The 24187-nt window shown below is 68.9% G+C and carries 22 protein-coding genes; 16 read left to right on the top strand and 6 right to left on the bottom strand.

All coding sequences use genetic code 11. From position 1 onward, the window contains the following. The first annotated feature begins 2 nt into the window (after positions 1 to 2). The 5 genes from RBB84_RS13065 to tsaD all read left to right on the top strand — a co-directional run bounded on the left by RBB84_RS13065 (position 3) and on the right by tsaD (position 3875). Complete coding sequence (locus RBB84_RS13065; protein WP_006550064.1) at positions 3 to 1061, top strand: alpha/beta hydrolase; 1059 nt, start codon at positions 3 to 5, stop codon at positions 1059 to 1061. Positions 1062 to 1083: 22 nt separating this feature from the next. Further along, the gene (tsaE, locus tag RBB84_RS13060) at positions 1084 to 1542 is read left to right on the top strand and encodes a tRNA (adenosine(37)-N6)-threonylcarbamoyltransferase complex ATPase subunit type 1 TsaE (protein ID WP_033097002.1); all 459 of its coding nucleotides are present in this window, start codon (positions 1084 to 1086) and stop codon (positions 1540 to 1542) included. A gap of 79 nt (positions 1543 to 1621) precedes the next feature. Next, positions 1622 to 2290, top strand: a complete 669-nt coding sequence (gene tsaB, locus RBB84_RS13055; protein WP_033097003.1) for a tRNA (adenosine(37)-N6)-threonylcarbamoyltransferase complex dimerization subunit type 1 TsaB — start codon at positions 1622 to 1624, stop codon at positions 2288 to 2290. Next, positions 2287 to 2802, top strand: a complete 516-nt coding sequence (gene rimI / locus RBB84_RS13050; RefSeq protein ID WP_052040004.1) for a ribosomal protein S18-alanine N-acetyltransferase — start codon at positions 2287 to 2289, stop codon at positions 2800 to 2802. The genes tsaB and rimI overlap by 4 nt, the downstream gene beginning before the upstream one ends. 44 nt (positions 2803 to 2846) lie before the next feature. Then, complete coding sequence (gene tsaD / locus RBB84_RS13045) at positions 2847 to 3875, top strand: tRNA (adenosine(37)-N6)-threonylcarbamoyltransferase complex transferase subunit TsaD (RefSeq protein WP_033097166.1); 1029 nt, start codon at positions 2847 to 2849, stop codon at positions 3873 to 3875. Positions 3876 to 3914: 39 nt separating this feature from the next. Here tsaD and RBB84_RS13040 read toward each other — a convergent pair whose 3' ends face one another. Beyond that, positions 3915 to 5639 carry an Hsp70 family protein gene (locus RBB84_RS13040; protein ID WP_033097004.1) on the bottom strand — a complete coding sequence of 575 codons (1725 nt, stop codon included), beginning with the start codon at positions 5637 to 5639 and terminating at the stop codon, positions 3915 to 3917. A gap of 311 nt (positions 5640 to 5950) precedes the next feature. On the opposite strand from RBB84_RS13040, the gene groES reads away from it, so the two are divergent. Together groES and groL are read left to right on the top strand one after the other, a co-directional pair. Continuing rightward, positions 5951 to 6253: a co-chaperone GroES gene (gene groES / locus RBB84_RS13035; RefSeq protein WP_006550071.1), complete on the top strand. Its 303-nt coding sequence runs from the start codon at positions 5951 to 5953 to the stop codon at positions 6251 to 6253. 87 nt (positions 6254 to 6340) lie between these two features. Next, positions 6341 to 7951, top strand: a complete 1611-nt coding sequence (groL, locus tag RBB84_RS13030) for a chaperonin GroEL (RefSeq protein ID WP_006550072.1) — start codon at positions 6341 to 6343, stop codon at positions 7949 to 7951. 259 nt (positions 7952 to 8210) lie between these two features. Here the strand turns inward: groL and RBB84_RS13025 are convergent, their stop codons facing one another. Continuing rightward, positions 8211 to 8504, bottom strand: a complete 294-nt coding sequence (locus tag RBB84_RS13025; protein WP_006550073.1) for a WhiB family transcriptional regulator — start codon at positions 8502 to 8504, stop codon at positions 8211 to 8213. A 525-nt stretch (positions 8505 to 9029) separates the two neighbouring features. Here RBB84_RS13025 and RBB84_RS13020 point away from each other — a divergent pair. The 3 genes from RBB84_RS13020 to RBB84_RS13010 all read left to right on the top strand — a co-directional run bounded on the left by RBB84_RS13020 (position 9030) and on the right by RBB84_RS13010 (position 11761). Continuing rightward, complete coding sequence (locus RBB84_RS13020; RefSeq protein WP_033097048.1) at positions 9030 to 9995, top strand: hypothetical protein; 966 nt, start codon at positions 9030 to 9032, stop codon at positions 9993 to 9995. Between the two features lie 127 nt (positions 9996 to 10122). Next, positions 10123 to 10701 (top strand): sigma-70 family RNA polymerase sigma factor, encoded by a 579-nt coding sequence (locus RBB84_RS13015; protein WP_019288580.1) that lies wholly within the window; start codon positions 10123 to 10125, stop codon positions 10699 to 10701. After that, complete coding sequence (locus tag RBB84_RS13010) at positions 10694 to 11761, top strand: anti-sigma-D factor RsdA (RefSeq protein ID WP_033097049.1); 1068 nt, start codon at positions 10694 to 10696, stop codon at positions 11759 to 11761. The genes RBB84_RS13015 and RBB84_RS13010 overlap by 8 nt, the downstream gene beginning before the upstream one ends. 95 nt (positions 11762 to 11856) lie before the next feature. Here the strand turns inward: RBB84_RS13010 and RBB84_RS13005 are convergent, their stop codons facing one another. After that, a complete protein-coding gene (locus tag RBB84_RS13005; RefSeq protein WP_006550077.1) occupies positions 11857 to 12267 on the bottom strand; it encodes a DUF5319 domain-containing protein in 411 nt (136 codons plus the stop codon). 259 nt (positions 12268 to 12526) lie between these two features. On the opposite strand from RBB84_RS13005, the gene guaB reads away from it, so the two are divergent. From guaB to guaA, 4 genes are all read left to right on the top strand, one after another. Continuing rightward, positions 12527 to 14050 carry an IMP dehydrogenase gene (guaB, locus tag RBB84_RS13000; RefSeq protein ID WP_033097050.1) on the top strand — a complete coding sequence of 508 codons (1524 nt, stop codon included), beginning with the start codon at positions 12527 to 12529 and terminating at the stop codon, positions 14048 to 14050. Between the two features lie 71 nt (positions 14051 to 14121). After that, a complete protein-coding gene (locus tag RBB84_RS12995) occupies positions 14122 to 15255 on the top strand; it encodes a GuaB3 family IMP dehydrogenase-related protein (protein WP_033097051.1) in 1134 nt (377 codons plus the stop codon). Positions 15256 to 15437: 182 nt separating this feature from the next. Continuing rightward, on the top strand, positions 15438 to 17162 hold the full coding sequence (locus RBB84_RS12990) for a GMC family oxidoreductase (RefSeq protein ID WP_033097052.1): 1725 nt from the start codon (positions 15438 to 15440) through the stop codon (positions 17160 to 17162). Between the two features lie 67 nt (positions 17163 to 17229). Beyond that, complete coding sequence (gene guaA, locus RBB84_RS12985; RefSeq protein ID WP_024101587.1) at positions 17230 to 18804, top strand: glutamine-hydrolyzing GMP synthase; 1575 nt, start codon at positions 17230 to 17232, stop codon at positions 18802 to 18804. Positions 18805 to 18881: 77 nt separating this feature from the next. On the opposite strand, the gene RBB84_RS12980 is transcribed toward guaA, so the two are convergent. Continuing rightward, on the bottom strand, positions 18882 to 19115 hold the full coding sequence (locus RBB84_RS12980) for a hypothetical protein (RefSeq protein WP_006550082.1): 234 nt from the start codon (positions 19113 to 19115) through the stop codon (positions 18882 to 18884). Continuing rightward, positions 19108 to 20601: a PspC domain-containing protein gene (locus tag RBB84_RS12975; RefSeq protein ID WP_033097189.1), complete on the bottom strand. Its 1494-nt coding sequence runs from the start codon at positions 20599 to 20601 to the stop codon at positions 19108 to 19110. Before RBB84_RS12975 ends, RBB84_RS12980 begins: the two co-directional genes overlap by 8 nt. A gap of 97 nt (positions 20602 to 20698) precedes the next feature. Between RBB84_RS12975 and RBB84_RS12970 the strand changes: the two genes are divergently transcribed. Next, a complete protein-coding gene (locus RBB84_RS12970; protein ID WP_051121489.1) occupies positions 20699 to 22021 on the top strand; it encodes an ATP-binding protein in 1323 nt (440 codons plus the stop codon). Then, positions 22018 to 22704 (top strand): response regulator transcription factor, encoded by a 687-nt coding sequence (locus tag RBB84_RS12965; RefSeq protein ID WP_006550085.1) that lies wholly within the window; start codon positions 22018 to 22020, stop codon positions 22702 to 22704. Before RBB84_RS12970 ends, RBB84_RS12965 begins: the two co-directional genes overlap by 4 nt. A gap of 94 nt (positions 22705 to 22798) precedes the next feature. Here RBB84_RS12965 and RBB84_RS12960 read toward each other — a convergent pair whose 3' ends face one another. After that, a complete protein-coding gene (locus tag RBB84_RS12960) occupies positions 22799 to 23947 on the bottom strand; it encodes a serine/threonine-protein kinase (RefSeq protein ID WP_019288573.1) in 1149 nt (382 codons plus the stop codon). Positions 23948 to 24187: the final 240 nt, after the last annotated feature.

Below are 24187 nucleotides of genomic sequence, written 5' to 3'. Positions count from 1 at the left end.
TCATGTCCCTCGTGAACAGGATGGGACTCCTCGGTGCGAGCCTTGCGACGCTCGCATCGTCGGCGGGACTGTACGCGGTCAAGACCGCGGGCGCGCCCGCCCATGAGATCTATCAGAACGAGGACTTCGACGAGATCCTCCGGCTCCCGCGCCGCATCGTGACCACCGAGGACGGTGTCCCGCTCGTGGTCCGCGAGAGCGGCTCGGCCCTGGCTCGGCTCACCGTCGTGTTCGTCCACGGCTACTGCCTGCGCATGCAGGCCTGGCATATGCAGTACCGCCACCTGCGCGAACAGTGGGGGCGTGACGTGCGTGCCGTCTTCTACGACCAGCGTGGTCACGGCGAATCCGGTTTCTCCGGTGCCGCGACGTGCACCATCGCGCAGCTCGGCCGCGACCTGGGCCGGGTGATCGACGAAGTCGCGCCCACCGGTCCGGTGGTGGTGGTGGGCCACTCGATGGGCGGCATGACCGCGATCGCGCTCGCCTCCCAGCGGCCCGACCTGTTCGGTGAACGCATCGTGGGCGTCGGTCTGCTGGCGACCACCGCGGCAGGGCTCAGCAAGACCGGTATCGGACGCAATCTCGAGAACCCGGTGATCGACGCGTTCCGGTACGCGGCGCGTACCGCACCGGGATTCGTGCAGTTCGCGCGCGGCGCGGCCCGTGCCGTCGTGACGCCGATCCTGCGTGCGGCGTCCTACGGCACGGTCGTGAGCCCCCGCCTGGTGAAGTTGTCCGACCGGATGCTCGACGAGACGTCGGTGCTCACCATCGTCAACTTCCTCCGCACCCTCGAACTGCACGACGAGTCCGCGGCGCTTCCGGTCCTGGGCACCGTGCCCGTGCTGGTGCTGTCCGGCGACGCCGACATGGTCATCCCGTACGCGAGTTCCGAGGCGCTGGCGGAGCAACTGCCCGATGTCGAACTCAAGCGGGTACGTGGTGCCGGGCACCTCGTGCAGCTGGAGTTCCCCGAGGTGGTCGACCGTGCCCTCGATCGTCTGATCCAGCGGAGTTTCACGCAGGGAGTGAACGGAAGGCAGATCGCAATTGGGTGATTCGCAATCGAGTGGGCCGCAGGTGGGGGAGCAGACCATCGAACTGCCGACCGTGGAGGACACCGAGGCGTTCGGGCGCAGGCTTGCAGCCGAGCTGCGGGCCGGGGACCTCGTCGTGCTCGACGGGCCGCTCGGCGCGGGAAAGACGGCACTGACCCGCGGAATCGCCGCCGGCCTCGGGGTGGAGGGACGCGTGACCTCCCCGACCTTCGTCATCGCCCGCGAACACCGTCCCGGTAGTCCGGAGGGACGCGAACCGGTCGGGCTCGTCCACGTCGACGCCTACCGTCTCGGCGACGGACCGAACGCCCTCGACGAACTCGACGCGCTCGACCTCGACACCGACCTGACCGACACCGTCGTGGTGGTCGAATGGGGCGGTGGCTTGGTCGAACAGCTCGCCGAACGGCATCTGAGGGTCCGGCTCCGGCGCGACCCGGGCACCGATGTCCGCCGTGCCTCGTGGGAATGGATCGGCTGAGCCACCGGCAGTCCGCATGCCGGTGGCTTCCGTCACTGCACACCGACCGGGCAGGTCGCGCGGGGTAGGCTGGTACATCGTGCTCGTGCTCGCTGTCGATACCGCCACCCCCGCCGTGACCTCGGGAGTCGTCCGTCTCGACCGCGGTCGGGACGATGCCCGACCCGAGACGGTCGCTGCGCGCGTGCTCGACAATCCGCGAGCGCACGCCGAAGTCCTCACTCCGCAGATCCTCGAATGCCTCGCCGAGGCCGGCGCTGCCCCCACCGATCTCGACGCGATCGTCGTCGGCATCGGACCCGGCCCGTTCACGGGTCTCCGCGTCGGCATGGCCACTGCTGCGGCCTTCGGTGATGCGCTCGGCATCCCCGTGCACGGGGTGTGCAGCCTCGACGCGATCGCCGCGGACGTCCACCGGGAACACGGTACGGACGACGATCTGCTCGTCGTCACCGACGCCCGTCGTCGCGAGATCTACTGGGCACGCTATTCCGGCGGCCGCCGCGTCGAAGGGCCCGAGGTGCGCAACCCCGCCGACGTGCCCGCCGAGCCGTCGGTGCGGGTGGCGGGCTCGTCGTCGCACGTCGCGCTGTTCGACCTTCCGGCGGTGGACGTGCAGACGCCGTCCCCGGCGGGCCTGGTGACAGTCGCGGCCGACGCCCTGCGCGCGGGCGCCGAACCGGAGCCGCTCGTGCCCCTGTACCTGCGCCGCCCCGACGCGGTGGAGACCGCGAATCGCCGAGCATGAACGCCACACCCGAGGAGAATACGGCCGCAGAGAACGCGGTCGTCATCGACGCACTGTGCCCCGAGGATGCACCCCGCTGCGCCGAACTCGAACAGATCCTGTTCCCCGGCGACGACCCGTGGAGCGCCGACGCCTTCCGTTCGGAGCTGGCCTCGCCCCACAACCGCTACTTCGCGGCCCGCGACCCGCAGGGCCGGCTGATCGGTTACGCGGGACTCGCGCGACTCGGTACGGCCATCGAACCCGAATCCGAGGTGCACACCATCGGTGTGGACCCCGTGGCGCGCCGCCGGGGGATCGGCGGAGCCCTCCTGGGGGAGTTGCTGGCCGTCGCCGACCGCTGGGGAGGGCCGGTCTTCCTCGAGGTGCGCACCGACAACGACGCGGCGATCGCCCTGTACCGGCGCGAGGGCTTCGAGATCGTCGGAACCAGGAAGCGTTACTACCAGCCGAGCGGCGCGGACGCGTACACGATGCGTCGTCCGGATCCGCGAGAGGAGTCACCGGCGTGAGCACCACCAGCCCCCGATTCGAGCTGCCCGAGCGCCCCGTCGTGATGGGCATCGAGAGTTCGTGCGACGAGACCGGTGTCGGCATCGTCCGCTGGGTGGGTGACGGCACCCTCGAGCTGATGGCCGACGCCGTGGCGTCGAGCGTGGACGAGCACGCCCGCTTCGGTGGTGTGGTGCCGGAGATCGCATCCCGCGCCCACCTCGAAGCCATGGTGCCGACGATGCGGCGCGCCCTCGACGAGGCCGGGATCGAGAAGCCGGACGCGGTGTGCGTAACCATCGGGCCGGGTCTCGCGGGAGCACTTCTCGTCGGTGTCGCCGCTGCCAAGGCCTACGCGGCAGCGTGGAACGTGCCGTTCTTCGCGATCAACCACCTCGCGGGCCACGTCGCGGTCGACACCCTCGAGCACGGACCGATGCCGCCCTGCGTGGCGCTGCTCGTCTCCGGTGGTCACACCCACCTGCTGCACGTCGAACATCTCGGCAAACCCATCGTCGAACTCGGCACCACCGTCGACGACGCCGCCGGGGAGGCCTTCGACAAGGTCGCGCGACTGCTGGGGCTCGGTTATCCGGGCGGTCCCGAGGTCGACAGGCTGGCCCGCCAGGGCGACCCCTCCGCGGTCGTCTTTCCGCGGGGTATGACCGGTCCGCGCGACGCGCGTCACGACTTCTCGTTCTCCGGTCTCAAGACCGCGGTGGCCCGCTTCGTCGAAGCGAAGGAACGTGAGGGCGAGCCGGTGCCGGTCGCCGATGTCGCCGCGGGCTTCCAGGAGGCGGTGGCGGACGTGCTCACCATGAAAGCTGTGCGGGCCGCCCAGGATCTCGGTGTCGACACGCTCGTCCTCGGTGGTGGAGCGACCGCCAACAGCCGGTTGCGCGCACTCGCCGAGGAACGGTGCACTGCTGCGGGTATTACCCTGCGCGTGCCGCGGCCGAAGTTGTGCACCGACAACGGCGTCATGATCGCGTCGCTGGGCGCGCATCTCATCGCCGCGGGGGCGCAGCCGTCCTCGCTGGGCGCTGCGACGGATCCGGGCCTGTCGGTGTCGGTGTCGCAGGTCGTGGCCTGACCTTTCCCGACCGACCCCCACCCGAGGAGGGCGCGCTGCCTAGGTGGGGGCGATCTCCGAGGTCCCGGATCCGGTGGTGGTCTCCCCGGTGGTCGTTTCCCCCGTCGTGGTCTGTCCGGTGGACGGCACGGTCGTGCCCTCCTCCGTGACGGACGCGATCGTGGAGGACAGGTCGGTCGGATATGCGCCGGTGGACGACGCGGACGGCGTCTCGGTCGACGGGGGTGTCGGGCTCACACCGGTGCTCGGTTCGGTCGTCTCCGGATCGGTGGGCGCAGGGCTCGTCGTCTCCGGCGGTGTGGTCGGCTCGGTGGTGTCGGGAGCCGTCGTGTCGGGAGCCGTGGTGTCCGGAGCGGTCGTGTCCGGAGCCGTGGAGTCCGGAGCCGTGGAGTCGGGATCGGGCCTCGGTGCGGTCTCGGAATCCGGCGACGTGAACGGTCGGTCCGGGTCGGACTCTTCCTCCGCTGTCGACCCGGGGGTCGGCACCTGATCGATCGGCGTGGGCGTCACGGTGGTGCTCGACGACTCGGGCACAGTGGGCCACGGATCTTGGGTCGACGGAACGGTGTGCTCGACGGTCGGCAACGGCCAGGGAACCGTCGTCGGCGCGGGTGCGTCCCGGGTGCTCCGGGACGTCACGGGTTCGGGCGGCGGGTCGTGGGACGGGACGGCCGACTCGCCGGGACCGGCCTCCTGCGTGGGGACGTCGCCGCTCGTGAAACGTGGCGACACCTGGGCGTCGCTGCTGTCGCGTTCGGTGAAGTGCTGGGTGGCGAAGCCGGCCATGATCGCACTGAGCACCAGGAGCCCGGCGACCGCACCGGAGACACGACCCGAGGACCGGTTGCCGGTGCGCGACAGGGCGCCGACCACGGTGTATCCGACCGAGGACGGGGAATCGACCGACAGTGCCGCACCGATCGCGGCAGCCGCTCCCGGTTCGGGGACGGTGACGATCTCGCCGTCGAACTCCGCCGAGATCGCCGCGGCGAGGACGGGGGACGCGGCCGCGCCCCCGATGAGGGCCATGGTCTCGGGGACCGGATCGGTGCTCGAGCAGATGCGCCGCGTGAACGCCGCCGCTTCGTCGGCGAGATCGGTCGTCAGTTCGTCCAGTTGCGCTCGGGTGAGGGTGACCGTCGCGTCGGGACCGGCCTCGGCGATGTCGATGCGGGTCGTCGTCGCCGAGGAGAGTGCCTCCTGGGCGCCCTGGCACCGGGCCGCCAGCAGGCCGGGGTCGATCTGCCTCCGGGTGCGCATCCGCTCGGTGGCGTTGCGGACATGATCGAGCACACGTGCGGTCAGGGCGTCGCCGCCGACGGTCTCGGTACGTGCGGACCGCAGCAGGGTGCCGGTCTCGCGGTCGAGGACGGAGACGGTCGTGCCGGTGGCTCCGATGTCCACGAGCGCGATCGCGCCGGGTTCGCGACGGACCCCCACTGTGTAGAGATATTCGAGGGCGGCGGTGGTCTCCGGAACGAGGCGGACCATGTGGCCCGTCCGCTCGGCGGCCGTGCGGATCTCGTGCGCCTGTTCCTCGGTGCGGTATGCGACCGTGATGATGGCGGGACTGTCGGCTCCGCGGGCGGTTCCGCGAGGAGACGTGAGCGAGACGGCGTCGAAGACGAGATCTCCGAGATCGCGCCCGGGCTGCGACTCGGAGGCGAGTCTGCGGAATTCCGTTGTGGGCGCGTGTGCAGCATCGACGCGCAGGGCCGAGCCGGCGCCGGAGGCGCCGACGGAGATGCCGAGCGACGTGGGCATTGTTCACCTTCCGTGCGTGATCGACGACCAGGCGTCCAGGGCCTACCTCGGCTGAGGTCACCGAACGATCACGCTCATGGGTTTCCGTTATTCAACCGTAACATGACGTCGGGTTCCACGCAGGTCGGCGTGTTTGCACCCGTTGCCCTTGAGCGCTGGCACTCTCGTGTATAGAGTGCTAGTGACACCGAGCGCCGGCCCGGCACCCGCGACGACGGGACGCGTGCGGAGTCACCGTGATGACTGAACACACCCGTGTCCGAGAACACCGGTTCTCGGACCCCATTACCCCTGAAAGTGGAGGGCTCATCGTGGCGAGCGTGAACATCAAGCCGCTCGAGGACAAGATCCTCGTCCAGGCCAACGAGGCCGAGACGACGACTGCCTCCGGCCTGGTCATCCCGGACACGGCGAAGGAGAAGCCCCAGGAGGGCACCGTCGTCGCCGTCGGACCCGGCCGCTGGGACGAAGATGGCGACAAGCGCATCCCGCTGGACGTCAAGGAAGGCGACGTCGTCATCTACAGCAAGTACGGCGGAACCGAGATCAAGTACGCCGGCGAGGAGTACCTGATCCTGTCTGCGCGCGACGTCCTGGCTGTCGTCGCCAAGTAGGCCGCTTGCATTCCGCCCCGGTGTCCCGTTTCGGACCCGGGGCGGAATACGTTGGGGAACATCCGAGTCCAGGAGTAGTCGCAGAACATGTCCAAGCAAATCGAGTTCAACGAGACCGCGCGGCGGGCTCTCGAGCGCGGTGTCGACCAGCTGGCCGACGCCGTCAAGGTGACGCTCGGCCCGCGTGGCCGGCACGTCGTGCTCGCCAAGGCCTTCGGTGGTCCCACCGTCACGAACGACGGTGTGAGCATCGCCCGTGAGATCGAGCTGGAGGATCCGTTCGAGAACCTCGGCGCCCAGCTCGTCAAGAGTGTCGCGACCAAGACCAACGATGTCGCGGGTGACGGCACCACCACCGCGACCGTTCTCGCCCAGGCGCTCGTCAAGGCCGGCCTGAAGAACGTTGCCGCAGGCGCCAATCCGATCGCGCTCGGTGCCGGTATCGCCCAGGGTGCGGACAAGGTGAGCGAGGCTCTGCTCGCTGCCGCCACTCCCGTCGAGGGCAAGACCGCCATCGCGCAGGTCGCCACCGTGTCCTCGCGCGACGAGGAGATCGGTGAGATGGTCGGCGAGGCGCTGACCCGCGTCGGGAAGAACGGTGTCGTCACCGTCGAGGAATCCTCCACCCTGAGCACCGAACTGGTCGTCACCGAGGGCGTGCAGTTCGACAAGGGCTTCCTGTCGCCCTACTTCATCACGGACATCGACGCGCAGGAAGCCGTCCTCGAGGACGCGCTCGTCCTGCTGTACCGCGAGAAGATCAGCTCGCTTCCCGACTTCCTCCCGCTCCTCGAGAAGATCGCAGAGTCCGGCAAGCCGGTCCTGATCATCGCCGAGGACATCGAGGGCGAGCCGCTGTCGACCCTGGTGGTCAACGCGATCCGCAAGACCCTCAAGGCCGTTGCCGTCAAGGCTCCGTACTTCGGTGATCGCCGGAAGGCCTTCCTCGAAGACCTCGCCGTTGTCACCGCGGGTACGGTCATCAACTCCGATCTGGGTCTGTCCCTCAAGGAGGCCGGACTCGACCTGCTCGGCTCGGCCCGCCGCGTCGTCGTCACGAAGGACAGCACCACGATCGTCGACGGTGCCGGTACCGCCGAGGACATCGAGGCGCGCGCCGCTCAGCTGCGTCGTGAGATCGAGGCCACCGAGTCCGACTGGGACCGCGAAAAGCTCGAAGAGCGCCTCGCGAAGCTCGCCGGTGGCGTCGCCGTCATCCGTGTGGGTGCGGCGACCGAAACGGACCTCAAGGAGCGCAAGTTCCGCGTCGAGGACGCAGTCAACGCCGCGAAGGCGGCCATCGAGGAGGGCATCGTCCCCGGTGGCGGGTCGGCTCTCGTACAGGCCGCACGCTCGCTCGAAGAGCTCCAGGCGTCCCTCTCCGGCGACGCCGCCACGGGCGTCGCCGCGCTGCGCACCGCGCTCACCGCGCCGCTGTACTGGATCGCCACGAACGCCGGCATCGACGGTGCGGTGGTCGTGAGCAAGGTCGAGGAGACGGGTAAGGGCTTCAACGCCGCGACCCTCTCCTACGGCGACCTCGTCGCCGAGGGCGTCGTCGACCCGGTGAAGGTGACGCGTTCCGCCGTCGTCAACGCCGCCTCGGTCGCACGCATGGTGCTCACCACCGAGAGCGCCGTCGTCGACAAGCCGGAGGAAGAGGCCGAGGCCGGGCACGGCCACGGTCACGCGCACTGAGCGACCGGTCAGGGCCGCGGACCCGCCGCCCGGCGGGTCCGTAGGTCGAGCCGGACGTGAAAGTCGTTCCGGACGGCACGAATACAGCGAGGCCCCGCAAGGAATGTTCGCATTCCCTGCGGGGCCTTCGTCGTATCGACGCAACTCCTCCAACCGGCCTCCCGGTCGTACCGTCACGGTCGTGTTGACATGATCACGACCGTGACGGTGTTGACATGGTCACGACCGTGACGGTGTCGTCACGGGGCGGGTGACCGCCTCACACAGCGACCTTCCGCCGTCGTTGCCTCGTGTACATCTCCCGCTCGGTCTCCGACATGCCGCCCCAGATGCCGTACGGCTCGGCGACGGCGAGGGCGTGGTCGCGGCAACGGGCCAGCACGGGGCAGGTGCGGCACAACTCCTTCGCGCGGTTCTCCCGCTGGGCGCGGGCACGACCGCGCTCTCCGTCGGGGTGGAAGAACACCGAGGAGTCCACACCACGACACTTACCGTGCATCTGCCAATCCCAGAGGTCCGCGTTGGGGCCGGGCAGTGTGTGTGGTGCGGGCATGTGGCACTCCTTTGCAGCAAGCTCGCGTGAATGGTGCGAGCGGACCGTGGACACATCGGGATTCCCGCTGTGATCCGAATCAAACAAACTCACCGTAGGATCTGTATCGATTCGTCGTCAATGTTTTCGATGAGTGGGATAGTCCATAACCGAACAGCCAAGATTTAACCGCGGAAATATTTACTTTCGTGAGGAGTCGTGCCTGTGCGCTGCGGGCGGGGGTGATCCGGGGTATCTTATGCTCCCGACGTGGGCAAAAGGTCCCTTACTCGCTGGTAACCCGGCCTTTCGGCGGCCGGATGCGGGCTCCGACGCGGCCTCGGAGGTCCGGGGCGGCACCATACATGCACCACGCATGTTTTAACTCGATGTTTAACAAAATGTTCGGAAATGTCTTCTGTGCGTCCCTGCGTTCCAATCATCGAGACTATTTGCGCTCACGGTGATAATTTCTCTCCGACAAATGCCCGGCGTCGGCCCGGAGCCCCGCGTATCGTCGGTATCCGCTGGTGCGATGATTCCGCGATGGCACATTCCGACGCCCGCCGGCACACGGCACCGACACCGTCCGACCGCCACGCGATCCTGGTCGCCGCGGCCTTCGGCTCGTCCCCGGGGGCACATCCGCTCCCTGCCGCGCACGGACCCGAACAGAACTGGTTGCGGGCCGTCGCGCTCGGTGGGCAGGGACGTTACGCCGCCGCGCGGGCCGAGCTGGCCCGAGTGCGTGGAACCGGAGGAGTGTGGTCGTCGTTCGGAGCGAGCACCGAGGCCTCCCTTCTCCGTCAGTTGGGCGGACATCGCGCGGCCGCCGTCCTGGACGGACGTGCTCTCGCGGAGGCGGGGTCGCTGCGAACCAGCTCCGGGAACACTGTCGCTGCATGGCGCGACGTCGGCACTGTCGCCGCACGGCGCGACGTCGATGTTGTCGCTGCATGGTGTGACGCCGCCACGGGGTTGGCGGCCGATGCGCTCGGGCGGGGCCGTCTCGCGGTGTGCGGGTCGCTGCTCGACCGATGCGCAGCCGCTCTCGACGCTGCCGAATCGGAAGCGGGGGAGAAGGCCTTCGTGCGACAGCGGATCCGTCTCGCATGGGTCGGGGCCGAATCCGCTCTCGCGGCAGGCGACTTCACCCGTGCGCGCAGCCGGGCGGACCGCGCGGTGGAACTTGCGGACGGATTCGGATCGATCCGGCACTCCGTGAAGTCGGACCTCGTTCGGTCGGCCTCTTTGACCGGACTGCCCGACCATGGTCCGGCTATGGATCTGGCCGCCGACGTCCTCGCGCGCGCGGAGGAACACGAACTCATTCCGTTGCAATGGGCCGCGGCGATGCTCCTCGACGGGCTGGAGGCAGGGAGAGACGCGGGTCGCGTCCGTGATCTCGATGCGGGTCGCGTCCGTGATCTCGATGCGGGTCGCGTCCGTGACTTCTGCGCGACCGTGATCAGGGGGCGTGGGGGTCGCTTCGTGACCTTGTCTGCCTGCTGAGTTCCAGTCGCGCGCGGGGGGTGACCGGACCGGTCGGTCGTTGTAGTTACTCTGGGGGTGTTCCACGGTCAGGTGGAAGCCCGCCCGGGGGGTGGTGCCGTCTGTAACGCCAGGACTTGCGCAATCGATGACTGTTATGGGTGAGGAGTTGGACTCCGCGGTTGCTGCGGCTGCGCAAGGCGACCGGGCGGCTCTCGCTCAGGTTCTTGCAAGTGTCCGGCCCCTCGTCGTGCGGTACTGCCGCGCACGGGTCGGATCTGCAGAGCGCGGCCAGCTCTCTGCAGACGACGTTGCACAGGAGGTGTGCCTGGCCGTGATGACCGCTTTGCCGAGATATCAGGACCAAGGCCGCCCCTTCATGGCGTTCGTGTACGGGATCGCTGCTCACAAGGTCGCCGACGCGCACCGCAGTGCGGCGCGCAACCGCGCGGAACCCGTGGCGGATGTGCCGGAGGTGATGTCGCTCGACGACAGCCCCGAGGAATACGCGATCAACTCCGAGGCGGGCCGGCAGATGAAGCAGCTGCTGGGCATCCTCCCGGAGAAGCAGCGCGAGATCCTCATCCTCCGTCTCGTCATGGGATTGTCGGCCGAGGAGACGGCCGCAGCAGTGGGTAGTACTGCAGGAGCGATCAGGGTGGCCCAGCACCGGGCCATCGCGAGACTCAAGAAGGAAGTCACGAGAGCAGGTGAGCGGAATGGGTAGGGGGCGTTTCTCGGGCGACGGCTTCGACGACGAGTTTCCCGACGACGAAACCTCCGTGGACCTCGCCGCCGTGCGTCGTGACGACGCGCTGATCGATGCGATCTCCGGTAACGGGCTCGTCGAGACGAAGGACAACGAGGAGTACGAACTCGCCACTCTGCTCGCCGACTGGCGTGCAGAGATCCTCGCCGAACCGATGCCCGCCGGCCCCGACCTCGACGAAGTGGTCGCCGCCGTCCACCGGGAACTGGGAACACGGGAAACGCTCGCTCGGGCCCCGGAGGTCACCCCTCTGCGCCCGCGATCGAAGGGGCAACTCCGGTTGCTCCGTCCGCTCGCAGGTGCAGCAGCGCTCGTCGCTATCGCCGTCGGCAGCGCGACCGCCGTGTCCTACGGCGCCGAGCCCGGCGACCCGTTGTGGGGCGTCAAGCAGGTCGTGTTCAGTGAGCAGGCGCAATCCACCGAGGCCCGGATCGACACCACATCGACCCTGGAGCGTGCCGAACAACTCATCGCCGAGGGCAACACGGAGGAAGCACGCGAGTTGCTGACGTCCGCGGAGTCCCGTTCGGGCGACGTCCGGGACGCGGAGGAGCGCGATGCGCTCGGCGACTGGGTGCAACGCCTCGCCGAGGAACTCGGCCGGTTGGTGCCGCAGGTGCCTCCGCCGCCGGCAGCGCCGGTGGCACCCGAGGTGCCGGTGGTTCCCGGTGCCGTCGTGCCCCCGCCGGTCACGACGCCCGGCACGGATGGGCAGCAGCCTGCCCCGACGACCGGTGCGGAAACCGGCACGACCGTGCCGCCCACTTCCACGACGGTGGATCCGACCATCCTGCAAGCGCCGCCTCCGGTTTCGAACACCACGACGCCGTCGCAGACCGCGCCACCGCCCCCGTCGAGCACGCCGGGTCCGTCGGTGCCCAGCGAGGCTCCTCCGTCGACCTCGGCTTCTTCCCCGACTCCCGCTCCGACGACGACGGCATCGTCGCCGCGGTCGACGCAGGACGGACCGGGAGCAGATTTCGCTCCGGGGTCCGTGACCACTTCGGAAGGCGGCTAGAAGTACAGAACGACCCGGGCCCGGCAGCATGTGCTGCCGGGCCCGGGTCGTTCGTGGAAGTGACGTGATGCGTGGTCCGCGTGGGGAACAGTCGGTCAGGAATCCAGACCGTAGGGGTCGACGGGAAGAGCCTCGTTCATGGACGCGTCCGCGTAGCCGCGGCAGTAGTCCCAGGTGACGTAGGCGTCGGGGGACGGATCGAAGGCCGGCTCGTGCGGTCTGACGGTGCCGTCGACGAGCAGCTGCAGCAGGTTCGCCCGCAGCATGTCCCAGTCGTGGTAGTGGTCCTGGTGGCAATCCTCGCAGCACACCACGAGTCCGCGGACGCCGCGGGGAGCCAACAGCGCCTCGTAGACGGCCAGGTCTGCGAGGTCCTCTTCCACCGCGAGCCGCTCCGCAGGATCCAGGGGCTGGCCCGGCTCGATCGCGTCCAGTGCTGCGGACGGATCGTCGGGGTCTCCTGCGAACGGGTCCGGTGGGAGTCCGGGAGGCAACTGATCACGCACGACTCCACGGTACGCAGACCGAGGGGGTCTGCGCCAGCGGTCGCCAGGGGACACGCCGTGAAATCACACGGGGTGATGTGACGAACATCGGGGAACAGGGTGGGAGCCGAGCTTGTTCCCCGAACAGATAACATGAAGGGGTGCGTGCCGCTCTCCAACCGCCCGTCGGTGCGACGAGCGCGCACAGCCTTCATTCATTCCTGCTGTCGGACGGTTCTGCCGTCCGCTCCCATCGACTGTCACGGAGGGTCCGAACCGCATGAGTAGTACCGGAGGGCGCGTGCACACCGGCGGTGACGACCCGAACAAGGTCGCAATGCTGGGTCTGACCTTCGACGACGTGCTGCTGCTTCCCGCGGCTTCCGACGTCGTCCCGAGTCAGGTCGACACGTCGAGTCAGCTCACCCGCGAGATCCGCCTGCGGATCCCGCTGGTCAGCTCCGCGATGGACACCGTCACCGAGTCCCGCATGGCCATCGCGATGGCCCGGGCCGGTGGTATGGGCGTGCTGCACCGCAACATGCCCACCGAGGTGCAGGCCGCGCAGGTCGAGACCGTCAAGCGGTCGGAGGCCGGCATGGTCACCGATCCCGTCACCTGCAAGCCGACCGACACGCTGGCCGAGGTCGACGCGAAGTGCGCGCGATTCCGCATCTCGGGTCTGCCGGTCACCGACGACGAGGGTCAGCTCGTCGGCATCATCACCAACCGCGACATGCGCTTCGAGGTCGACCAGAACCGCCCGGTCGCCGAGGTCATGACAAAGGCTCCGCTGGTCACGGCCCGCGAAGGCGTCACCGCTGAGGCCGCGCTCGGTCTCCTGCGTCGCCACAAGATCGAGAAGCTGCCGATCGTCGACGGTCAGGGCAAGCTCACCGGCCTGATCACCGTCAAGGACTTCGTCAAGACCGAGCAGCACCCCAACGCCACGAAGGACCGCGACGGCCGTCTGCTCGTCGGTGCCGCCGTGGGCGTCGGCGACGACTCCTGGACCCGCGCCATGACGCTGGTCGATGCCGGAGCCGACGTTCTCGTCGTCGACAGCGCCCACGGCCACTCGGCCAACGTGCTGTCGATGATCTCGAAGCTCAAGAGCGAGGTCGGCGACCGCGTGCAGATCATCGGCGGCAACGTCGCGACCCGCGAGGGCACCGAGGCGCTCATCAACGCCGGCGTCGACGCGGTCAAGGTCGGTATCGGCCCCGGCTCGATCTGCACCACGCGTGTCGTCGCGGGTGTCGGCGCGCCGCAGATCACGGCGATCCTCGAGGCGTCCACGGTGGCGCGCGCCCACGGCGTGCCGGTCATCGCCGACGGCGGTATGCAGTTCTCCGGCGACGTCGCCAAGGCTCTGGCAGCCGGTGCGTCCACCGCGATGCTCGGTTCGCTGCTCGCCGGCACCACGGAGTCCCCGGGTGAGCTGATCCTGGTGAACGGCAAGCAGTTCAAGAGCTACCGCGGCATGGGCTCGCTGGGCGCGATGCAGAGCCGCGGCGAGGCCAAGTCGTACTCGAAGGACCGCTACTTCCAGGACGACGTGCTCTCCGAGGACAAGCTCGTGCCCGAGGGCATCGAGGGACGCGTGCCGTTCCGCGGCCCGCTGCAGCAGGTCACGCACCAGCTCATCGGTGGCCTGCGCGCAGCGATGGGTTACGCCGGCGCGACGACGATCGAGCAACTGCAGGAGGCGCAGTTCGTGCAGATCACCGCCGCCGGCCTCAAGGAGAGCCACCCGCACGACATCACGATCACTGCCGAGGCGCCGAACTACGTGGTCCGGTAGTTTTCGCGTTCGCAGCAGGGTCCCGTTCCGATTAGGACGGGAGCATCGTCCAAGAGGAGAAAGGGGCGCGCGTGCGCGACCTCGTTGAAATCGGCATGGGTCGCACGGCCCGACGTACGTACGAGCTGGGCGACGTCGACATCGTCCCGTCGCGCCGGACGCGGTCGTCGAAGGAGGTGTCGACGGCCTGGCAGATCGACGCCTACCGTTTCGACATCCCGGTGCTGGCGCACCCCACCGACGCGCTGGTGTCGCCCGCCTTCGCGATCGAGCTGGGCAAGGCCGGCGGTCTCGGTGTCATCAACGGCGAGGGCCTGTGGGGTCGTCATGCCGATGTCGACGCCGTCGTCACCCGTCTCGCGGAGATCGCGAGCACGGATCCGCGCGCAGCCGTCCGTTACCTGCAGGAACTGCACACGGCTCCGCTGCAGGGCGATCTGCTGGCCGCGGCCGTCGCACAGGTGCGGGATGCCGGGGTGACCACCGCGGTCCGCGTCAGCCCGCAGAATGCGCGCGCTCTCACGCCCGAGCTCGTGAAGGCGGGCATCGATCTCCTCGTCGTCCAGGGCACCATCATCTCGGCCGAGCATGTGGCCCACGGTGAGGACGAGCCGCTGAACCTCAAGACGTTCATCTCGGAGCTCGACGTGCCGGTCATCGCCGGCGGTGTCAGCGACCACCGCACCGCGCTGCATCTGATGCGCACGGGTGCGGCCGGTGTCATCGTCGGCTTCGGCTCCACGAAGCAGGCGACCACCACGTCCTCCTCGCTCGGTATCGGCATCCCGATGGCCACGGCCATCGCCGACGCCGCTGCGGCCCGGCGCGACTACCTCGACGAGACCGGGGGCCGTTACGTCCACGTGCTCGCCGACGGCGACATCGAGAACGCCGGCGACCTCGCGAAGGCGATCGCGTGCGGCGCCGACGCGGTGGTGCTCGGCGCGCCCCTGGCTCTCGCCGAGGAGGCCGCGGGTAAGGGCTGGTACTGGCCGTCCGTGGCCGGGCATCCGTCGATGCCGCGCGGCGCTGCGGTCCGGGTCGCCGAGGACGGGCGACCGGGCCTCGGTCGGGTGCTGTTCGGCCCGTCCGATGACCCCTCCGGTTCGCTCAATCTTGTGGGCGGCCTGCGTCGATCGATGGCGAAGGCCGGATACTCCGATCTGAAGGAATTCCAGAAGGTCGGTCTGTCGGTCCGCGGATAAGGATCTTCCCGGTACATCCCGATGGCCGGTCACAGCGTCGCAGGACGCGGTGACCGGCCATCGATTTTTCTCGCACTTCGTTTTCGTGCAACTTCACGTAACGGGTAGAGTCGGGGCTGTGCCTGTAGTCACACCGCCGAAGTGCATACTTGCCGGTAACAACTCTCGCCGCTGGAGGTTCCATGGGTAAGCAACGGGTCACGGACTACGACGTCCTGATCGTCGGATCGGGTTTCGGTGGGAGCGTCACGGCGTTGCGCCTCGTGGAGAAGGGCTACAAGGTCGGCGTTCTCGAGGCCGGTCGCCGCTACGCCGACGCCGACTTCGCGAAGACCAGCTGGGACCTGCGCCGCTTCCTCTGGGCGCCCAAGCTCGGCTGCTTCGGCATTCAGCGCGTGCACCTGCTGCGCGACTGCCTGATCCTCGCCGGTGCCGGCGTGGGCGGCGGGTCGCTGAACTACGCGAACACCCTGTACAAGCCTCCGGCGCCGTTCTTCGAGGACCGCCAGTGGGCGCACATCACCGACTGGCAGGACGAACTGAGCCCGTACTACGACCAGGCGAAGCGGATGCTCGGCGTGGTGCAGTACGGCCGGATGACCGACGCCGACAAGGTGATCAAGTCGGTGGCCGACGACATGGGCGTCGGCGAGACCTTCATCCAGACGCCCGTGGGCGTGTTCTTCGGCGAACCCGGCCGCACGGTCGCCGATCCCTACTTCGGTGGCGTGGGTCCCGACCGCACCGGCTGCATCGAGTGCGGTGAGTGCATGACGGGATGCCGCCACGGTGCCAAGAACACCCTCGTGAAGAACTATCTGGGTCTCGCCGAGCGGGCGGGAGCCGAGATCGTCCCGCTGACCACCGTCACCGATCTCCGTCAGGCCGCCGACGGCACCTGGGACGTGATCACCGAACGCACCGGCGCGTGGGTCCGCAAGCGGCGGCGCACCTACTCGGCCGCGCACGTCGTCCTTGCCGCCGGAACGTGGGGCACGCAGCACCTGCTGCACCACCTCAAGGACACCGGTGCGCTGCCCGAACTGTCCGACAAGGTCGGCGAACTGACCCGCACCAACTCCGAATCGATCGTCGGCGCCGGGAAGATGCGGATCGATCCCGGTCTGAAGCTCACCGAGGGCGTCGCGATCACGTCGTCGTTCCACCCCACCCCCGACACGCACATCGAACCCGTGCGGTACGGCAAGGGATCGAACGCGATGGGCTTGCTGCAGACCCTCATGACCGACGGCGACGGACGCACCCCGCGCTGGGTGAAGTTCCTCGGGCAGGTCGTGCGGAACCCCGTGAAGATGCTGCGGATGCTCTCGGTGCACCGGTGGAGCGAGCGCACCATCATCGCGCTGGTGATGCAGAACCTCGACAACTCCATCACCACCTACACGACCAAGGGTGTGTTGGGCCGCCGCAAGGTCACGAGCAAACAGGGCCACGGGCAGCCGAATCCCACCTGGATCCCGGCCGGCAACGAGGCCACGCGCCGCATCGCCGAGAAGATCGACGGTGTCGCGGGCGGCACGTGGGGTGAGATCTTCAACATTCCGCTCACCGCACACTTCCTCGGTGGCGCCGTGATCGGATCCGATCGCGACCACGGGGTCATCGATCCGTACCACCGCGTCCACGGCTACCCGACGCTGAGCGTCGTCGACGGCGCCGCGGTCTCCGCGAACCTCGGTGTGAACCCCTCGCTCACCATCGCGGCGCAGGCTGAACGCGCTGCGTCGTTGTGGCCCAACAAGGGTGAGGACGACCAGCGTCCCGAGCAGGGACAGCCCTACCGTCGTATCGCGCCGATCGAACCGAAGAACCCCGTGGTGCCCGTCGACGCACCTGGTGCGTTGCGACTGCCGGTCGTCGAGGTCAAGCACAGCGGCGTCGCGTAGCGACCCGGAAGTGATCGGATGAGCGGCCGCGTCGGGAACACCCGGCGCGGCCGCTTAGACTGTTCGGGTGTCGTCGCAAAGCCAGCAGTCCAGACCGGTCGTCGTCGTCGATTTCGGAGCTCAGTACGCGCAGCTGATCGCTCGGCGCGTTCGTGAGGCCAACGTCTACTCGGAGGTCGTGCCCCACACGGCCGGTGTCGAGGAGATCGCGGCGAAGAACCCGCGCGCGGTGGTGCTGTCCGGTGGCCCCGCCAGCGTGTACGAGGAGGGCGCACCGCGTCTCGATCCCACGCTGTTCGATCTCGACGTCCCCGTCTTCGGCATCTGCTACGGCTTCCAGGCGATGGCGCAGGCGCTCGGCGGCACGGTCGCGCACACCGGCTCGCGCGAGTACGGCCGCACCGAGCTGTCGGTCTCCGGAGGTGTGCTGCACGACGGTCTGCCCGAGACGCAGCCCGTCTGGATGAGCCACGGCGACGGCGTCACCGAGGCCCCCGAGGGCTTCGAGGTCACGGCGACCAGCGCCGGTGCCCCGGTCGCGGCGTTCGAGGACCGCGCCCGTCGCCTCGCCGGTGTCCAGTACCACCCCGAGGTGCTGCACTCGCCCCACGGCCAGCAGGTGCTGAGCCGGTTCCTGCACGACATCGCCGGAATTCCGGGCGACTGGACTGCAGCGAACATCGCCGACGCGCTCGTCGAGCAGGTCCGCGAGCAGATCGGCGACGGTCGTGCCATCTGCGGCCTGTCCGGCGGCGTCGACTCCGCCGTGGCGGCCGCGCTGGTGCAGCGCGCCATCGGCGACCGCCTGACCTGTGTGTTCGTCGACCACGGCCTCATGCGCGAGGGTGAACGGCAGCAGGTCGAGAAGGACTTCGTCGCCGCGACGGGTGCCCGTCTGGTCACCGTCGACGCGTCCGAGACCTTCCTGCGCGAGCTCGCCGGCGTCACCGACCCCGAGACCAAGCGCAAGATCATCGGCCGCGAGTTCATCCGTTCCTTCGAGGGCGCGGTCTCCGAGGTGCTCGGCGAGGGTGCCGACAAGGGCGAGACCGTGAAGTTCCTCGTGCAGGGCACCCTGTACCCGGACGTCGTGGAGTCCGGCGGCGGTTCCGGCACCGCGAACATCAAGAGCCACCACAACGTCGGTGGACTTCCCGAGGACCTCGAGTTCGAGCTCGTCGAGCCGCTGCGCCTGCTGTTCAAGGACGAGGTGCGCGCGGTCGGACGTCAGCTCGGTCTGCCCGAGGAGATCGTCGGCCGCCAGCCGTTCCCCGGCCCCGGCCTCGGCATCCGCATCATCGGTGAGGTCACCCGCGAACGCCTCGAGATCCTGCGCCGCGCCGACTCGATCGCCCGCGAGGAACTCACCTCCGCCGGCCTCGACGGACAGATCTGGCAGTGCCCGGTCGTGCTGCTCGCCGACGTCCGCAGCGTGGGCGTGCAGGGCGACGGCCGCACCTACGGACACCCGATCGTGCTGCGTCCGGTCTCCAGCGAGGACGCGATGACCGCCGACTGGACGCGCCTGCCCTACGAGACCCTCGAGCGGATCTCCACTCGTATCACCAACGAGGTGGCGGAGGTCAACCGAGTGGTGCTCGACGTGACGAGCAAGCCCCCGGGAACGATCGAGTGGGAGTGATTTCCGCTCGCCGTAAGCGGTGAGACGACGTCCCCCGGACCGATCAGATCCGGGGGACGTCGCGTAGGTGGGGGTGGTTATCTCCGGCGGTTGGGGAGGAAGACCAGCACCGCTCCGATCAGCAGGGCCGCGCCTACCAGGACCCATCCGAGGTCGACGGCGGCGAGGAACTCGACGGAGAACGGCCCGATCATGGCCCATCCGCTCACGACCAGCGCTGCCAGTGCGGCGAGCAGGAGCAGGAGCGACGGTCCCTTGCGGGTGCGCTCGGTCCGATCCTCGGTGTGTGTTCCGGTTTCGTGATCAGCCACGACGCACCTCCAGAGATCCGAATTCCATGTTCGCGTTCAGGTCCAGGACCGGCCCGTCGTCGACTCCGTCGGCACCACCGTCGATGCCGGGGGCGGGGCATCCCCTGATCTCACCGGGACCGACCGTGCAGTCGGCGCGGACGTCCAGGTTCTCCGGCAACAGCACCTCGACGCTGCCGAACCGGCCGTCGACCTGCACCGTGCGGTCCTCGGTGAGTTCGAGTCCCCGCAGATCGAGGGTCATCGCCCCGAACTGGAAGCTGTATTCGGACTCGAGCTGATCGGTACTGGTCGGAGCCCAGGTCCGGTCGCCCCAGTTGGAGGTGTCGACCGGGCCGGCGATCGAGGCGAGGACGACGAATCCGAGGAGGGGGCCGGTGACGACGAGCAGTCCGTGCCCGCGGTGCAGGAACGCGCCGATCAGCAGGCCCAGACCGACGACCGCGAGGGCCGCGGCACCCACCCGGGCGGGGGTCACCCAGGCCAGGTCGGCGGCGGCACCGAGCGCGCCGGTCACCGCAGCGGCGATCACGGCCAGTCCGAGAACCGTCGTGGTCAGGCGCGAGCGTCGATTCGTGACGATCGCAGGTTCGTGCTTCGGTGCCGGTTCGGGCAGATCCCATGCGAACGGGGCGACCCCGAGGGGATCCCATGCCGGCGGTGCCGAACGGTGGGGGGAGAGCGCGTCGACATCCGGGAGCGGAAGGTCGGTGTCCTTGCGGTCGGTGTCCTTGCGTAGGTCGGGCATCGGGGACGTCTTCCTCTCAGTCGTCTCGGTGGGCGCTGTGGAATCGGTGCCCGAAGCAGGGGTGTCCGAGGCGTCGGTGGTGCTCAGGACCTCCGTCGCGTCGGTGGTCTGCGCAGGCGGGGTTGCCGCTGTGCTGGTTGTTTTTGTGCCGGCTGCCTCTCCGCCCGGTGTCGTCGTGGCCGCCGGACCCGCCTGCATGTGCCATGCACCGGTGTGTGCGCCCCACGGGGAGCAGTACGCGTTCGTCACCGGAGGCTGAGGAAAGGCCGCCTGGGTGGGGAAGGAGGTTCCCTCGGGCGCCGGCAGCACCGGCGGTTCGGGACGCCGCTGATAGAGCAGCCACCAACCGCCGAGCAGCAGGAGCGTTCCGATGAATCCGGAACCGCCCGAACCCGCACCCACCGGACCGATGGCACCCGCCGCGATCGCCAGGGCCACGAGGAGTACGACGACCTTGGTGGTCGAGTCCGAGCTCGCACCCCGCCCGACGAGCGATTCGAGCGAGGATACCTGGTCGCCGTGACGGGGGAACATCAGCCAGGCGGCCAGATAGAGGACGAGACCGCCACCGCCGAACAGCGCCGACGCGACGAAGACGACACGGATCAGCACGGGATCGACGCCGTAGCGCACTCCGATACCCGAGCACACACCCGCGATGTGCCCCTCCTTCGGCAGACGCACGGGGCGGGTCCGCCACATGTCCGCCACCTGGTCCTGAAAGCTCCTCGTGTCCATGGCACCCATCCTGCTGGGCTTCCGCGCGCGGCACATCAGGGACCAACCCTGATTTCCGAGGGCCCGATCGGAACCCGGACATCAGGGTTCGTCCCCGATGCCGGGCCGGCGATCTCCGTGCCAGTATCGAGGTGTGCAACCGGTACCTGGATTACCCGTGACCGTTCCCCGCCTCGAACGACGGGTGGGCGGTCGCATCGTGGGCGGTGTGGCCGGCGGTATCGCCGACCATCTCGGCATCGACGCCACCAAGGTGCGGGTCGCGTTCACAGTGCTCGCCGCCCTCGGCGGGTTCGGGATCGCGGCCTACGGCTTGCTGTGGATGTTCGTGCCCCCGGGCTCCGACACCGATCGCCCCACCGGCCCCGAACGGCGCCGAGCCATCGGCCTCGCCTTCATGGGTATCGGCCTGGCGGTGGGTCTTTCGTGGCTGTTCAGTGGTGGTGCCGCCGGGGTGGTGCTGCCGATCGTCGTGGTGGTCGTCGGTGCGGCGCTCGTATGGCGTGAATTCGACGTCGAAGGCCCCCGATCGGTACTCGGTCTGCCCGCACATCCGACGGTCCTCACATGGGCCCGCGTACTCGGCGGCCTGACCCTCGTCGTCACCGGACTCGGAGTGATGGTCATCGCGCAGGTCGACGTCGCGGCGCTGCGCTCGTCGCTGGTCGCCGTGGTGGTCACGCTGGTTGGTGCCGCCCTGCTGTCGGTGCCGCTGTGGATCCGGATGTGGCGTGCCCTCGAGACCGAGCGTGCCGCCCGGGTGCGCAACGAGGAGCGCGAGGAGATCGCGTCGCACCTGCACGACTCGGTACTCCAGACCCTCGCGCTCATCCAGAAGCAGGCCGGCGACCAGCAAGAGGTCGTGCGACTGGCGCGCAGCCAGGAACGCGAACTGCGCCGCTGGCTGTTCGGTGGGGACGAGACGCCGAGCACCTCGCTCGCCGAGACGCTGCGCACCATCGCCGGTGAGGTGGAGGACCAGTACGGTCTGTCCGTTCAACCCGTCATCGTCGGTGACGTCGCGCCGGATGACAGCGATCTGACCCCCGAGGCCGCGACCGCCGTGCTCGGCGCGACCCGCGAGGCTCTCGTCAACGCCGCCAAGCACGCCGGGGTGGACAGCGTCGACCTCTTCGCGGAGGTGGAACCGCATCAGGTGAGCGTGTTCGTGCGCGATCGCGGCGTCGGATTCGATCCCGACGAGGTGCCGGCCGATCGGCAGGGTCTGGCCAAGTCGATCCGGGCGCGCATCGAACGTCGCGGCGGCCGGACGGTCGTGAAGTCGAGTCCCGGAAAGGGAACCGAGGTGCGCATCCATGCACCGCGCGCCGGCCGGACGGAGACCGAACGCGAACAGGACACCGAGTCGACCTTAGAGTGGGGGGTGAACGACCCCCACCCCGAGGAGCAGACACAGTGACTTCGATTCCGGCGACATCGTCCGATGCCACCGAGAACAACCGTCCCTATCGTGTCTTCCTGGTGGACGACCATGCGGTCTTCCGCTCCGGAGTGCGCGCCGAACTGGGGCGCGAGGCCGACATGGAGATCGTCGGCGAGGCCGGGGGAGTCGCCGAGGCCGTCGCCGGGATCGAGGCGACCAAGCCGGATGTCGTGCTCCTCGACGTCCACATGCCCGACGGCGGCGGCGTCGCCGTCCTCCAGCGGATCCCGGACGGGCCGGTCTGCCTGGCGCTCAGCGTGTCCGACGCAGCCGAGGACGTCATTGCCGTCATCCGCGCCGGCGCCCGCGGGTACGTGACGAAGACGATTTCCGGTCCGGATCTGGCCGACGCCGTCCGGCGGGTCGCAGGGGGAGACGCCGTGTTCAGTCCGCGTCTGGCCGGTTTCGTGCTCGACTCGTTCACCGGCCGGTCGGCCGCGCCGGAACCGCCCCTCGATCCCGAGCTCGACTCGCTGACGCCGCGGGAACTCGAGGTGCTGCGCCTGCTCGCTCGCGGCTACACCTACCGTGAGATCGCCGAGGAACTCGTGATCTCGGTGAAGACCGTCGAGACGCACGCGTCGAACGTGTTGCGCAAGACGCAGCAGTCGAACCGCAACGCGCTGACCCGTTGGGCACACCGCCGCCGCATCGACTGAGCGTGACCGGTGCTCGTCGTGCCGATGCCGGCGGCGTGCAGTTCTCGTCGCTCGCGAGCGAAATCATCGACGAGGACTGCGCAGCCGGCGCAGATCAGACGACCAGCGCGATGATGACGGCGACGAGCAACGCCACCAGGATCACCGCGATCATCGCCGCCATCGCCAGGGGTGCATAGGCGACGATGCGGTCCTGCGGATTGTCGGGCACGGGGCCCTTCGGGAGCAGGCGGTCGAGCAGATCCGCCGGGGCGAAACCCTTCGCCGACTTCTTCGGACCACCGGTGGCCTGCGTCGCGGCACCGAGGGGGCGGTCGACGAAGGAACCACGGGGGCGTGCGGGTTCGGCGAAGTGCGCGGAACGCTGTGCCCACGACGGGATCGTGCCGTCCTCGTTCTGGATGGGACGGCCGCGCAGGGCCGCCGCCGATCCGCTCGGTCCGAGGACCACGCGGGCGAGGAGATCGCGCGCCTGCGCCATCGTCGGGCGTCGCGCCGGATCGGGCTGGAGCATCTCGAGCAGGGGCTCGGTGAGCGGACCGGTGTGCGTGGGCATGATGATCTCCGCCCGCGCGACCCGGTGCAGCAACGCGATCGAGTCGGTCTCGAAGCCGAAGGGCGGTTGCCCCTCCACCGCGGTGTAGAGGGTGGCGCCGAGCGAGAAGACGTCGCTGGCCTCGGTGGGATCGTTGCCGCGCGCGACCTCGGGTGCGAAATAGGCGGGGGTGCCGATGATCACGCCGTCGGGGTCGTTGTCGCCCTTCGCGCGAGCGATGCCGAAGTCGCTGATCTTCACGATGCCGGCGTCGCGGCCGCGTTCAGCGATGAGGATGTTGCCGGGCTTGACGTCGCGGTGGACGATCCCGGCGGCGTGCGCGGCGGTGAGGGCGTCGGCGACGTTCGCGCCGATCTGCGCCACCACGTACGGCGGGAGAGTGTCGACGACGTTCATCACCTGCGCCAGGCTGCGGGACGGCAAGTGCTCCATGACGAGCCACGGTTCGCCGTAGTGCAGAGCCATGTCGTACATCGAGATGGCGTGCTCGTGGGCGAGTTGGGCGGCGGCCCGGCCCTCTCGGAGCGCGCGGCGGCGAAGATCCTCGGCCTCGTCGGGATCGAGGTCTGCGGTGGAGATCACCTGCTTGACGGCGACGTCGCGGCCCAGACGGTTGTCGCGGGCGAGCCAGACGGCACCCATGCCGCCACCGCCGAGCTTGGAGTCGAGCCGATATCGACCGGCCACCAAGTGATCCGGTCCTACGGCCCGTCCTGCCCATGCCTGCTCCGCCACTCGATCGAGAGTAGTCGATCGGAGGTGTTCGCCCCGGCCGAAAAACGTGTGAGCTGCACGGTAGTCACCGTCGGGGGCGGTGCTCCCGGCTTGACGGGAAGGATTCGGGTCGGTTCTACTTGATGGGGATCGAAAGTATGTTCGAATAGAGTGCGAGCCGGGCCACGACTTCCCCGTGGTCGGCCGGTCGTG

It is taken from the genome of Rhodococcus sp. D-6, from assembly GCF_040256695.1.
GTDB lineage: Bacteria > Actinomycetota > Actinomycetes > Mycobacteriales > Mycobacteriaceae > Rhodococcus > Rhodococcus pyridinivorans.
Note: the sequence above shows the minus strand (reverse complement) of the source record. Positions and strands in the feature narration are given on the sequence as shown.